The following is a 12166-nucleotide window of genomic DNA, read 5'->3' as shown; positions in this document are numbered from 1 at the left end:
CAACATGGCACGTAAACAATTTGCTCACCACGAAGCCGTTTCCGCCGTAGTACCGGGCGAAGAGGGCTACAGCGCCGCCGTCGCCGTCAAGGCGCTGGATGGCATGGGCGCACCGCAGTTTCACAAGATCCTGGATGGACAGACGTTCAAGACGGCGTCCGATGCCGACGATGCGGCAACGCTGCAACTTGAGTTGTTGACTGACGTCGATGCAGAAGGTCAGTTGACCTGGGCAACTGCCACAAATTGACGCACGCCGTCGATCCAGTGTGGGAGGGGGCTTGCCCCCGATAGCGGTGTTTTAGCTACAGATAGGCTGACTGACACACCGCCATCGGGGGCAAGCCCCCTCCCACATTTTTTCTGCATTGCAGTCAGGGTTTGGTGGCGCCTGGGCGATACATTTTGAACAGCGCCTCAGGGCCCACTTGGAAGTAATCCCCCGGGCCACCGCCACGCAGGATCGGTTCGGCGGCGGCGGTGTCGTAGATCCCATCCTTGAGCAGCCACTTGGCAATATGCACCGCGACCACCTCGCCCAGCACCAGCCAACTGGGTACCAGTACCTGGTCGGCACGCTGCAGTTGGATGATCTGCGTGACCTTGCACTCGAACGACACCGGGCTCTCGCCCACCCGCGGCACGCCGACGATCTTCGAGGCCACTGGCGTCAGGCCGGACAACTCGAACTCATTCACCTCTGGTGGTACGGCGGCACAGCTCTGGTTCATCTGCTCGGCCAACGGGCGAGTGGCCAGGTTCCACACAAACTCGCCGGTCTGTTCGATATTGTTCAGGCTGTCTTTGCGCCCGACACTGGAAAACCCAATGATCGGCGGAATGTAGTTGAACGCATTGAAGAAACTGTAGGGCGCCAGGTTCAGGCGACCTTCGCGGTCGTGAGACGAAATCCAACCGATCGGCCGTGGGCCGACGATGGCATTGAACGGGTCATGGGGCAGGCCGTGGCCCTTGGCGGGTTCATAGTAATAGCTGTCGTCAGACATGGCCGGGGTTCCTGCTGTGCTTTTCTGGGGGCCGTCATAGTGCAAGCCATGGCGGCGAATTTCCATCGGCCCTATGGAATTTTCATTCAGCGCCCACCTATTTTTCACAGCGCCCCGTTCAGTCTGCGCGCCAGGTCGACACCCCCCTATAAGTCGGCCCATTGATAGATTGAGCTTCGGAGCCTTGCACTGCATGAACAAACTTCCTCAGATCACCCTGGCGTTCTGGGTCATGAAAATCTGCGCGACGACCCTGGGCGAAACCGCCGGGGACTTGCTGTCGATGACCCTGAACGTCGGTTATGCCATCAGCTCGATGATCCTGATCAGCGTGTTCCTGGTCACCCTGGTGACGCAACTCTGGTCGAAAGCCTACAACCCGGTGCTGTACTGGATCGTGATCCTGTCCACCAGCACCGCCGGCACCACCATGTCCGACTTCATGGACCGCAGCCTCGGCCTGGGCTACGCCACGGGGTCGATGATCCTGATCGTGATCCTGATGATCATCTTCGCGTTGTGGCACCTCAGCGGTGATTCGCTGAACGTGAACAAGGTGCAAACCTTTCGCGGCGAGTTGTTCTACTGGATGGCGATCCTGTTCTCCAACACCTTGGGCACTGCTCTGGGCGACTTCCTTGCCGACGATTCGGGGCTCGGCTTCGCCGGTGGCGCCTTGTTGATCGGCTCGACTATCGCGGCGGTGGTGGCGCTCAAGTACTTCACGCGGATTTCGTCGGTGTTGCTGTTCTGGGTGGCGTTCGTATTGACCCGCCCATTTGGCGCGACCCTGGGCGACTTCCTGACCAAACCCCATGAAAAGGGCGGGCTGGACTTCGGCACCATCGGCTCGTCGGCGGTGTTGGCGGCGGTGTTGTTGGTGATGATTGTCGGGGCTTTGTATGTTCAGCGGCGCTATGTGCGGCGCGAAGTGGCAGAGTTGTCCTGATTGCACATGTGGGAGGGGGCTTGCTCCCGATGGCAGTGGGTCAGCTTGAGATAAGTTGACTGATACACCGCGATCGGGAGCAAGCCCCCTCCCACATTGGTTACTGCGTTCAGCGGTTAGTTCGTGGTGATCCGCGAATGCTTGCGGGTGTCCTTCATGGTCACGTAGACCACCAACGACACCGCGATACACGCGGTCACGTACCAGTAGTAGCCGGTTTCCATGCCGATGCTCTTGAACCACAGTGCGATGTATTCAGCGGTGCCGCCGAAGATCGATACGGTCAGCGCATACGGCAGGCCCACGCCCAGCGCACGGATTTCGGTGGGGAACAGCTCAGCCTTCACCACCGCGTTGATCGAGGTGTAGCCGCTGACAATGATCAGCGCCGCCATGATCAGGAAGAACGCGCCCCACCAGCTCTGGATGGTGTGCAGGGTGGTGAGGATCGGCACGGTGAACAGCGTGCCGAGGATGCCGAAGGCGATCAGGATCGGCCGCCGGCCGACCTTGTCCGACAGCGCGCCGACCAGGGGTTGCAGGCACATGAACAGAAACAGCGTCGCTGCCGAGATGGTGGTGGAGTCGGAAATGCTCATGCCGACGGTGTTCACCAGGTACTTCTGCATGTAGGTGGTGTAGGTGTAGAAGGCCAGGGTGCCGCCCATGGTCAGGCCGACCACGGTCATCAGTTCCTTGGGGTGGCGCATCAAGGTGCGCATCGCGCTTTCCTTGGCTTTTTCCTTCTTGGTGAACGACTCGGTTTCTTCCATGCCGCGACGCAGGTACAACGCGACCACTGCACACAGGGCGCCGATGGCGAACGGGATACGCCAGCCCCAATCGTACAGTTGCTCGGTGGTGAGGGTCTGTTGCAGCACGATCAGCACCGCCAGGGCAATGAGCTGGCCGGAGATCAGGGTCACGTACTGGAAGCTGGAGAAGAAACCGCGACGTTCCTTGGTCGCCATTTCACTCAGGTAAGTGGCCGAGGTGCCGTATTCGCCACCCACCGACAAGCCTTGCAGCAGGCGGGCGAACACCAGCAGGATCGGCGCACCGACGCCGATGGTTTCATAGCCCGGGCTCAGGGCGATGATCAGCGAGCCGAAGCACATCAACAGTACCGAGGCCATCAAGGCGGCTTTACGACCGGCGCGGTCGGCGTACAGGCCCATCAGCCAGCCGCCGATTGGGCGCATCAGGAAGCCCACGGCGAAGATCGCAGCGGTGTTGAGCAGTTGGGCGGTGGTGTCGCCTTTGGGGAAGAAGGCTTTGGCGAAGTACAGCGAGAACGCCGCGTAGACGTACCAGTCGTACCACTCGACCATGTTGCCGACCGATCCGCTGAAGATCGATTTGATGCGGCTGGAGGTGGTGCGTTCTTTCGCCGGCGCAGCCGCCGACCCCAGAGGCAGGGTATTGGAGTTATCCATTGAAGGATCCTTCAGATAGTTGTTTTTATGGAGCGTGCCTGGGCACAGCCTGATTGGGGCTATAGCAGGAGCTGTGCCAGGCGGGGGAAGGCGCGGTCTAGAAGGGTTTGCAGGTTTTTTTGAGCGGAAAGTCGCTGATGGTTTTGGGCTGGGTGAGCGGAAATCCGCTTATGGCTTGCCTGCGCTGGCGTCTTTGGAAGTAACCCAGGGCATGGCCTAGAGAAACATCTCCCGCACCAACCCATGCCGCTGCATTTTCTCATTGAAGGTGCGCCGGGGCAGTTGCAGTTCGGCCAGCACCGCCTTGATATCGCCTTTGTGTCGGGTCAGTGCGGCTTTCAGGCAGTGGGCCTCGAAGGCTTCCTGTTGTGCCGCCAATGATTGCCCGGCCTCGATGCCTTCGGGCTCTGGCTCGCCAAGCCCCAACACCTGGCGTTCGGCGACGTTGGCGAGTTCGCGCACGTTGCCCGGCCAGTCATGGCTGAGCAGGCGCCCCAATTGCGCGCCACTCAGCGGTTCAACGTGGCGGCCCAGGCGTTCGGCGGCGCTTTGCGCAAAGTGATCGAACAGCAGCGGTATATCTTCACGACGCTCGCGCAGGGGCGGCAGGCGCAGTTGGGCGACGTTCAGCCGATAGGCCAGGTCTTCGCGAAAACGCCCGGCGCGGGCCTCGTCCAACAGGTCCGGCTTGGTCGCGGCAATGATGCGCAGGTCGACGTGGATACTTTGGTTGGAGCCCAGTCGCTCCAACTTTTGCTCCTGCAACACGCGCAGCAATTTGACTTGCTGGGCCAGGGGCATGCTTTCGATTTCATCCAGAAACAGCGTGCCACCGTGGGCGTATTCCAGCTTGCCTATACGCCTGCCCTGGGCCCCCGTAAACGCGCCGCTCTCGTGGCCGAACAGCTCGGCTTCAAACAGTTGCTCGGGGATCGCCGCGCAATTGAGCGCGACAAAGGCTTTTTTCGCCCGCGGGCCGAAGTCGTGCAGGCAGCGGGCGACCAGTTCCTTGCCGCTGCCGGTCTCGCCGCGGATCAGCACGTTGACTGGGAGCGTCGCCAGGTCCAGCACCTGGCGGCGCAGGTTCTGCAAACTGCGGGACACGCCCAGCAGGCTGTTTTCCAATTGTGTCCGATGATCGGCCTGTTGATGCAGGCGGCGGTTTTCCAGGATCAGCCCACGTTTATCGAGGGCGCGGCGCAGGCTGTTGAGCAGGGCTTCGGGGCTGAAGGGTTTTTCCAGGAAGTCGTAGGCCCCGTCGCGCATGGCTTCGACGGCCATCGGCACATCGCCATGGCCGGTCAGCAGGATCACCGGCAAGTCGGCATCGCGCCGCCGCACTTCGGCCAGCAGCTCCAGGCCGCTGAGGCCGGGCATGCGCACGTCGCTCAAAATCACCCCGGGAAAGTCCTTGGGCAGTTGCGCGAGACAGGCCTCAGCGCGACTGAACAACTGCACTTCAAATCCCGACAGGCTCAACCATTGCTCGACGGCCGTGCGAATGCTGGCTTCGTCATCGATCACAATCACCGCGTTCAACATAGCTCCGGCGTCTCCAGCGCGATAGGCAGCGTCAGGGTAAACACCGCGCCGTCGCCACGGTTACCGGCGCTCAGGCGCCCACCCAGTTCGTGCACGATAGCGTAGGACACCGCCAGCCCCAAGCCGAGCCCATCGCCCACGGGCTTGGTGGTGAAGAAGGGGTCGAACACGTTGTTCAAATGTTCCTCGGCGATGCCGCCACCGCTGTCGCTGACGGTCAACTGCCACAGTTGCTCATCGGCGTGCAGGCGGATTTCCAGGCGTTTGCGCGGTTTGTTGGCCATGGCGTCGAGGGCATTGCGCAGCAGGTTGATCAGTACCTGTTCCAGGCGGATCGCGTCGCCACGGACCCAGGCGGGGCGGGTCAGGTCCAGCACGGTGCCGATGCCTTCATCGCGCAGGCGTGCGTCGAGCAACTCCAGGGATTGGTCGACCACCGTGGCCAGGTCCAGGCGTTCGCGCAGGCCGCTGGGGCTCTTGCGGGCGAAGGTCTTGAGATGGCCGGTTAGCGCGGCCATGCGCGTGAGCATGTCGTCCAGTGGTGTGAGCGCCTTGTAGGCATCGCCCACGCGGCCATGGTCCAGCAGCAGACGTAGGGTCGCCAATTGCATGCGCTGCGCGGTGAGTGGTTGGTTGATTTCATGGGCGAGGGCGGCGGACATCTGCCCCAGCGCCGCCAGCTTGGCCGATTGCACCAAACCATCCTGGGCCGTGCGCAGCGCCTGGGTGCGCTCCTCGACAAGCTGTTCGAGCTCTTCGCGGCTGCGCTGGCGCATGCGGGCCAGACGCCAGCGTTGGGTCAGAAACAGCACCAGGAACACCAACGCCAGCCACGAACCGGCGGCAGCGAGGCCGGCGTTGCGTTGGTCTTCGAAGGGGAACTGAGGTTTGCGCAGCAAGTGCAAGGTCCAGCCTTCGGCCTTCAGCGGCAGGGATTCCCAGATGTAATTGGCGTTGCCATCGGGGCCGTTGACGCGCATCAGGTGGCTGTTTTCGTCGAAACGTTGCAGGGCCTGGGTCTCCAGCGGCTGCAATTGTTTCTTGTCGTATTGGCGGGTGGCCTGTAGTTCGGCCAGATCGCTAGCCGACAGCGGGCGCAGGTTGCGATAACGCCAGCCCGGCTGGTTGGCGATAAACACGATACCGCGCGCGTCGCTGACCAGCAGCAGGTCATTGCCTTGGGCCCACTCACGCTCGAGCTCGGGGAATTCCAGCTTGACCACCATGGCGCCGAGGAACTGCTCGTGTTCATCGAGCACCGCGCTGGAAAGGAAATACCCCGGCACGCCGGTGGTCACCCCGACCGCAAAAAAGCGCCCGGTGCCCTGGCTCAACGTCTGCCTGAAATACGGCCGGAACGCGTAGTTATGCCCGACGTAACTGCTCGGCAGGTTCCAGTTGCTGGCGGCCACGGCCAGGCCGGTGCGGTCCATCAGTTCCAATGTGGAGGACTGCGCGGCGCCGTTGATACGTTCCAGTTTACGGTTGAGCACGCCCTGGGTCGCGGCATCCAGCGGGCCTTTCAGCGCGCTGATCATTTCCGAATCCAGCGCCAGCACAGCGGGCAGCGCACGGTAGCGTTCGATCAGGGTGTGCAACGAGTTGCCATATAGCGTGAGCTGCTGATTGGCGCGGGCGGCATCGTCTACCAGGGCCTGGCGTTCAGCGTGGCGTGTGGCCAAGGCGGCGGCCAGCACCGCACCGGCGATGATCAATAGGGAGTAGACGGTCAGGCGCAGGGGACGGGTGATCGCGATCATACGAAGATGAACAGTTGCAATTAGGGGGGGCACCATAGCATGCGCCATAAAAAAGGCGACTGGGCCGTGTAGCCGCAGTCGCCTTTATCGGTACGAAGAAGTGTTTACTGCACTTCTATCGCCAGGCTTTCACTGATCTTTTTCTGCCAGATGGCAGGACCGGTGATGTGGACGGATTCGCCCTTGCTGTCCACCGCAACGGTGACTGGCATGTCTTTGACCTCGAACTCGTAGATCGCTTCCATGCCCAGCTCGGCGAAAGCGACAACGCGCGACTTCTTGATGGCTTGCGCCACCAGGTAAGCAGCGCCGCCCACGGCCATCAGGTACACGGCCTTGTAGTCCTTGATCGCTTCGATGGCGGTCGGGCCACGCTCGGATTTGCCGATCATGCCCAAAAGGCCGGTTTGCTCGAGGATCTGGCGGGTGAACTTGTCCATCCGCGTCGCGGTGGTCGGGCCAGCCGGGCCAACCACTTCATCGCGCACCGGATCAACCGGGCCGACGTAGTAGATGAAGCGCCCCTTGAGGTCCACCGGCAGGGTTTCGCCCCTGTTCAGCATCTCGACCATGCGCTTGTGCGCGGCGTCGCGACCGGTGAGCATCTTGCCGTTGAGCAACACGGTTTCGCCCGGCTTCCAGCTCTGCACGTCTTCCGGGGTCAGGGTGTCGAGGTTGACGCGACGGGCCGACGGGCCGGCTTCCCAGACGATTTCCGGGTAGGCGTCCAGCGATGGTGCTTCCAGCGATGCCGGGCCCGAACCGTCGAGCACGAAGTGCGCATGACGGGTGGCGGCGCAGTTGGGGATCATGCATACCGGCAGCGAGGCGGCGTGGGTCGGATAGTCCATGATCTTCACGTCGAGCACGGTGGTCAGGCCACCCAGGCCCTGGGCGCCGATACCCAGTTGGTTGACCTTCTCGAACAGCTCCAGGCGCATCTCTTCGATACGGTTGGAGGGGCCGCGCTTTTTCAGCTCGTGGATGTCGATGGATTCCATCAACACTTGCTTGGCCATCACGGCAGCTTTCTCGGCGGTGCCGCCGATGCCGATGCCGAGCATGCCCGGTGGGCACCAGCCGGCGCCCATGGTCGGAACGGTCTTGAGCACCCAGTCGACGATCGAGTCGGACGGGTTGAGCATGGCCATTTTCGACTTGTTCTCGGAACCACCGCCCTTGGCGGCCACATCCACTTCCACGGTGTTACCCGGGACGATGGAGTAGTGGATCACCGCCGGGGTGTTGTCCTTGGTGTTTTTGCGCGCGCCCGCCGGATCGGCGAGGATCGAAGCACGCAGGACGTTTTCCGGCAGGTTGTAGGCGCGACGCACGCCTTCGTTGATCATGTCGTCCAGGCCCATGGTGGCGCCGTCCCAACGCACGTCCATGCCTACGCGCACGAACACGGTGACGATACCGGTGTCCTGGCAAATCGGGCGGTGGCCGGTGGCGCACATGCGCGAGTTGATCAGGATCTGGGCGATGGAGTCACGGGCTGCTGGCGATTCTTCGCGCAGGTAGGCTTCGTGCATTGCCTGGATGAAGTCAACGGGATGGTAGTAGGAAATGAATTGCAGGGCGTCGGCAACGCTCTGAATCAGGTCGTCTTGCTTGATCACGGTCATGAGTCGCGCTCCTCTATAAGGGAACATTCAATAAAGGCGGCTTCAGAGGGGTGTATCGGTCGGCTGAAACCACCTTTCCAAGGCACGCCGAGTGATGCTGGCGCGACGCTAAAAAGGCGCGGCAGTATAACCCGGCACGGTGGCCGATACACCCGACTATGGTCAAACTCTGCCGGGCGTGATTCCCTGTGTACGCTTTTTTGATCCGAGACCTTGTATGCCTGAACTGCACGTCGGCGAACGCCACTGGTCGGTCTCCACCGGCAGCAACCTGTTGGATGCCCTGAACCAGGCCGGCGTCGCTGTGCCCTACAGTTGCCGCGCCGGCAGTTGCCATGCGTGCCTGGTACGTTGCCGGGGCGAGGTCGAGGACCAGCAGCCCGACGCCCTCAGCCCGGCGCAACGCGAGGACGGCTGGCGCCTGGCCTGCCAGTGCCGGGTGACGGCGGACCTGCAGGTCGAAGCGTTTGACCCGAGCCGCGACGGCGTGTCGGCCGAGGTGGTGGGCGTGGATTGGTTGAGCGCGCAGGTGTTGCGCCTGCGCCTGCAACCGGAGCGCGGCCTGCGCTATCGGGCCGGGCAGCATCTGGTGTTGTGGGCGGGGCCGGTGGCGCGCCCGTACTCCCTGGCCAGCCTGCCCCAGGAAGATCCGTTCCTGGAGTTTCATCTCGATTGCCGTCAGCCCGGCGCATTCAGCGATGCCGCTCGACAGTTGCGCGTCGGTGACCGCCTGCGCCTGGGCGAACTGCGCGGCGGCGCGCTGCAATACGACCCCGACTGGCAATCCCGGCCGCTGTGGCTGTTGGCGTCCGGCACCGGCCTGGGCCCGTTGTGGGGGGTGTTGCGCGAGGCATTGCGTCAGGATCATCAAGGCGCGATCCGCGTGATTCACCTGGCCCACGATGCCAGCGGTCACTACTTGGCCGAGCCCCTGGCAGCGCTGGCCGCCCGCCATCCGAACCTGACGGTGGAGCTGTGGACGGCGGCGGAGTTGACCCCGGCATTGGCGCAACTGCGGCTGGTTTCCCGGCAAACGCTGGCCTTGCTCTGCGGGCATCCGGCCAGCGTCGAGGCGTTTTCCAAGCGCCTGTTCCTGGCGGGGCTGCCGCGCAATCAACTGCTGGCCGATGTGTTCCTGTCCCGGTCGACTGCCGGGCGCTGATGACGCCATCGCAGGCAAGCCCATCACCGTGAGCTGCAAAGCAAAAAGCCCCGCCATTCACAGGGCGGGGCTTTCGTTTTTCAGCGGATCACTCAGACCATTGGGTCGCCAACGTGCAGGATCTTCATGCCGTTGGTGCCGCCGATGGTGTGGTAGCTGTCGCCCTTGGTCAGGATGACCCAGTCGCCTTTCTCCACTACGCCACGCTTGAGCAGTTCGTCGATGGCAGCCTGGCTGACTTGCTCAGGCGGCAACGACGCAGGGTCGAACGGTACGGTGTAGACACCACGGAACAAAGCCGCGCGGGCCTGGGTTTCGCGGTGCGGGGAGAACGCGTAGATCGGCACCGAGGAACGGATACGGGACATGATCAACGGCGTGTAGCCACTTTCGGTCAGGGCGATGATCGCTTTGACGCCAGGGAAGTGGTTGGCGGTGTACATGGCGGCCAGGGCGATGCTCTGGTCACAGCTTTCGAACACTTTGCCGATGCGGTGGCTGGAGGTCTTGCTGGTCGGGTGCTTTTCGGCACCGATGCAGATACGCGCCATGGCCTGAACAGCTTCCAGCGGGTACGGGCCAGCGGCACTTTCAGCCGAGAGCATCACGGCGTCGGTGTAGTCGAGCACGGCGTTGGCCACGTCGGACACTTCGGCGCGGGTCGGCATCGGGTTCTGGATCATCGACTCCATCATCTGGGTCGCCACGATCACTGCTTTATTGTGGCGGCGTGCGTGCAAGATGATTTTTTTCTGGATACCGATCAGTTCGGCATCACCGATTTCCACGCCCAGGTCGCCACGGGCAACCATCACGGCGTCGGACGCCATGATCAGGCCGTCGAGGGTTTCGTCATCGGCCACGGCTTCGGCGCGTTCGATCTTCGCCACCAGCCAGGCAGTGCCGCCAGCTTCGTCGCGTAGCTTGCGGGCGTATTCCATGTCGGCGGCGTCGCGAGGGAAGGACACCGCGAGGTAATCCACTTCCATTTCGGCGGCGAGCTTGATGTCGGCCTTGTCTTTTTCAGTCAGGGCCGGCGCCGTCAGGCCACCACCGCGACGGTTGATGCCTTTGTGATCCGACAGCGGGCCGCCGATGATCACGGTGCAGTTCAGTTCGGTGACGCTGGCGGTGTCGACTCGCATGACCACGCGGCCGTCGTCCAGCAGCAGTTCGTCGCCGACGCCGCAATCCTTGACCAAGTCCGGGTAGTCGATACCCACGATTTGCTGGTTGCCTTCGGTCAGCGGGTGGCTGGTGGAGAAGGTGAACGTGTCACCGATCTTCAGCTCGATCCGCTTGTCGGTGAATTTGGCGATACGGATTTTCGGGCCTTGCAGGTCACCCAGCAGTGCGACGAAGCGACCGTGCTTGGCGGCCAGGTCACGCACCAGCTTGGCGCGAGCCTTGTGCTCGTCCGGGGTGCCGTGGGAGAAGTTCAGACGGGCAACGTCCAAACCAGCCAGAATCAGCTGTTCGAGGACTTCCGGCGAGTTACTGGCCGGGCCAAGGGTGGCGACGATTTTGGTGCGACGGACGGACATGCACAGACTCCTGAGTTCAAGCGCTGAGGAAGGCTACTATGCTCTTTGGTTGTAGTCATTGTTCGTTTGCACTACTTATCGGCGATTCGCTTTTCGCTATGATTGATTAGATGAACATCCTTGAAGATTTTTGACGAGGGGTCGATACACTGCACGAGACAGGAGAACCCTCATGCGAATTTTGCTCATTGCTGCCCTGGCCGTCAGTGTTGTCGGCTGTACCCGTTGGTCGATGGACCACCATTTGAACGACGCCTACCGTGCGTATGGGGCCGGTGACTGCGAGCGCGTTACCCTGGAATTGTCCCAGGTCGACCGTGAAAGTCGCACTCGGCGCTATGTGCAGCCGGAGGTCTCGATGTTGCGCGGGCAGTGCCTGGAGCGGCAGAAGCTGTTCGTCGACGCGGTGCAAACCTATCAGTTCATCATCAACCAGTATCCGTCCAGCGAGTACGCCTACCGAGCCCGCGCGCGCCTCGACACCCTGCAGCAACTGGGGCATTACCCCGGTGCGAGCGTTGCGCAGCCACGTCCTGCGTCGTTGTGATGATATTTGTCATGCTATAGCTGGCTCGTCACCAGTCTTGGGCTATTCTTTGAGCGTTCGTTTGTACAAGTTTGTGTTCGAGCGGATGGAATACTTGGGGTTGGCAAGCGGTAGAGTGGCAAAGCGATAGCTGTTGTCGCACCGATCTCCAGGGAGAGCGGGGGGTGTTAGGCCCGTTCCGAATCACTGGCGCGGCCAGAGTTATGGCCAATGGATGGCGATATCAGCATGTTTACCAACCGACGAATTGAGCGGCATCAATTGTCTTGTTTCCTGCAAGTGTTCAACAGGCTTACGGACAAGCCTATTGGATACTTGGGTAACGTCTCTGCAGAAGGGCTGATGTTGATCAGTCAATTGCCGATGATGGTCGACGCGGAGTTCGAGCTGCGCTTGAAGATTCCCACGGCTGGCGGCGATTTCCAGGCAGTTGATTTCACGGCGACCTGTTTATGGAGCCACGAGGACATCAATCCCCAGCATTACGACTCAGGCTTCAGTGTGGTTGAGGCGCCTGCCGAATACGGCCAACTGATCAATGCCTTGCTGCGATACTTCAGTTTTGACCCCTTACAGGCGTCCGCTTAGACA

11 protein-coding genes are annotated in these 12166 nt (G+C 61.8%); 5 read left to right on the top strand and 6 right to left on the bottom strand.

Annotation, left to right across the window (positions count from 1 at the left end):
- The first annotated feature begins 4 nt into the window (after nucleotides 1–4).
- On the top strand, nucleotides 5–250 hold the full coding sequence (locus ACS5Q8_RS23325) for a hypothetical protein (protein WP_426100149.1): 246 nt from the start codon (nucleotides 5–7) through the stop codon (nucleotides 248–250).
- 124 nt (nucleotides 251–374) lie between these two features.
- On the opposite strand, the gene ACS5Q8_RS23320 is transcribed toward ACS5Q8_RS23325, so the two are convergent.
- Nucleotides 375–1007 (bottom strand): flavin reductase family protein, encoded by a 633-nt coding sequence (locus tag ACS5Q8_RS23320; RefSeq protein WP_426100148.1) that lies wholly within the window; start codon nucleotides 1005–1007, stop codon nucleotides 375–377.
- Between the two features lie 193 nt (nucleotides 1008–1200).
- Between ACS5Q8_RS23320 and ACS5Q8_RS23315 the strand changes: the two genes are divergently transcribed.
- A complete protein-coding gene (locus tag ACS5Q8_RS23315; protein ID WP_276194651.1) occupies nucleotides 1201–1956 on the top strand; it encodes a COG4705 family protein in 756 nt (251 codons plus the stop codon).
- 116 nt (nucleotides 1957–2072) lie between these two features.
- On the opposite strand, the gene ACS5Q8_RS23310 is transcribed toward ACS5Q8_RS23315, so the two are convergent.
- The 4 genes from ACS5Q8_RS23310 to ACS5Q8_RS23295 form a co-directional block, all read right to left on the bottom strand.
- Nucleotides 2073–3392 carry an MFS transporter gene (locus ACS5Q8_RS23310; protein WP_276194650.1) on the bottom strand — a complete coding sequence of 440 codons (1320 nt, stop codon included), beginning with the start codon at nucleotides 3390–3392 and terminating at the stop codon, nucleotides 2073–2075.
- A gap of 216 nt (nucleotides 3393–3608) precedes the next feature.
- Nucleotides 3609–4934, bottom strand: a complete 1326-nt coding sequence (locus tag ACS5Q8_RS23305; RefSeq protein ID WP_465159476.1) for a sigma-54-dependent transcriptional regulator — start codon at nucleotides 4932–4934, stop codon at nucleotides 3609–3611.
- Nucleotides 4928–6694, bottom strand: a complete 1767-nt coding sequence (locus ACS5Q8_RS23300) for an ATP-binding protein (protein WP_276194648.1) — start codon at nucleotides 6692–6694, stop codon at nucleotides 4928–4930. Before ACS5Q8_RS23300 ends, ACS5Q8_RS23305 begins: the two co-directional genes overlap by 7 nt.
- A gap of 104 nt (nucleotides 6695–6798) precedes the next feature.
- A complete protein-coding gene (locus ACS5Q8_RS23295; protein ID WP_276194647.1) occupies nucleotides 6799–8322 on the bottom strand; it encodes a fumarate hydratase in 1524 nt (507 codons plus the stop codon).
- 217 nt (nucleotides 8323–8539) lie between these two features.
- Between ACS5Q8_RS23295 and ACS5Q8_RS23290 the strand changes: the two genes are divergently transcribed.
- A complete protein-coding gene (locus tag ACS5Q8_RS23290; protein ID WP_443697532.1) occupies nucleotides 8540–9484 on the top strand; it encodes an iron-sulfur-binding ferredoxin reductase in 945 nt (314 codons plus the stop codon).
- A gap of 92 nt (nucleotides 9485–9576) precedes the next feature.
- On the opposite strand, the gene pyk is transcribed toward ACS5Q8_RS23290, so the two are convergent.
- Nucleotides 9577–11028 carry a pyruvate kinase gene (gene pyk / locus ACS5Q8_RS23285; protein WP_253398501.1) on the bottom strand — a complete coding sequence of 484 codons (1452 nt, stop codon included), beginning with the start codon at nucleotides 11026–11028 and terminating at the stop codon, nucleotides 9577–9579.
- A gap of 172 nt (nucleotides 11029–11200) precedes the next feature.
- Here pyk and ACS5Q8_RS23280 point away from each other — a divergent pair, with 172 nt between their 5' ends.
- Together ACS5Q8_RS23280 and ACS5Q8_RS23275 are read left to right on the top strand one after the other, a co-directional pair.
- On the top strand, nucleotides 11201–11575 hold the full coding sequence (locus tag ACS5Q8_RS23280) for a tol-pal system YbgF family protein (protein WP_276194644.1): 375 nt from the start codon (nucleotides 11201–11203) through the stop codon (nucleotides 11573–11575).
- A gap of 228 nt (nucleotides 11576–11803) precedes the next feature.
- Nucleotides 11804–12163 (top strand): PilZ domain-containing protein, encoded by a 360-nt coding sequence (locus ACS5Q8_RS23275; RefSeq protein ID WP_247399677.1) that lies wholly within the window; start codon nucleotides 11804–11806, stop codon nucleotides 12161–12163.
- Nucleotides 12164–12166: the final 3 nt, after the last annotated feature.

It is taken from the genome of Pseudomonas sp. PAMC25584 (assembly GCF_058135675.1).
Note: the sequence above shows the minus strand (reverse complement) of the source record. Positions and strands in the feature narration are given on the sequence as shown.

Coding starts and splice junctions, on each gene's coding strand:
- ACS5Q8_RS23310 (WP_276194650.1), bottom strand. CDS start 3,392: ATGGATAACTCCAATACCCTGCCTCTGGGGTCGGCGGCTGCGCCGGCG.
- ACS5Q8_RS23325 (WP_426100149.1), top strand. CDS start 5: ATGGCACGTAAACAATTTGCTCACCACGAAGCCGTTTCCGCCGTAGTA.
- ACS5Q8_RS23300 (WP_276194648.1), bottom strand. CDS start 6,694: ATGATCGCGATCACCCGTCCCCTGCGCCTGACCGTCTACTCCCTATTG.
- pyk (WP_253398501.1), bottom strand. CDS start 11,028: ATGTCCGTCCGTCGCACCAAAATCGTCGCCACCCTTGGCCCGGCCAGT.
- ACS5Q8_RS23295 (WP_276194647.1), bottom strand. CDS start 8,322: ATGACCGTGATCAAGCAAGACGACCTGATTCAGAGCGTTGCCGACGCC.
- ACS5Q8_RS23290 (WP_443697532.1), top strand. CDS start 8,540: ATGCCTGAACTGCACGTCGGCGAACGCCACTGGTCGGTCTCCACCGGC.
- ACS5Q8_RS23275 (WP_247399677.1), top strand. CDS start 11,804: ATGTTTACCAACCGACGAATTGAGCGGCATCAATTGTCTTGTTTCCTG.
- ACS5Q8_RS23320 (WP_426100148.1), bottom strand. CDS start 1,007: ATGTCTGACGACAGCTATTACTATGAACCCGCCAAGGGCCACGGCCTG.
- ACS5Q8_RS23280 (WP_276194644.1), top strand. CDS start 11,201: ATGCGAATTTTGCTCATTGCTGCCCTGGCCGTCAGTGTTGTCGGCTGT.
- ACS5Q8_RS23305 (WP_465159476.1), bottom strand. CDS start 4,934: ATGTTGAACGCGGTGATTGTGATCGATGACGAAGCCAGCATTCGCACG.
- ACS5Q8_RS23315 (WP_276194651.1), top strand. CDS start 1,201: ATGAACAAACTTCCTCAGATCACCCTGGCGTTCTGGGTCATGAAAATC.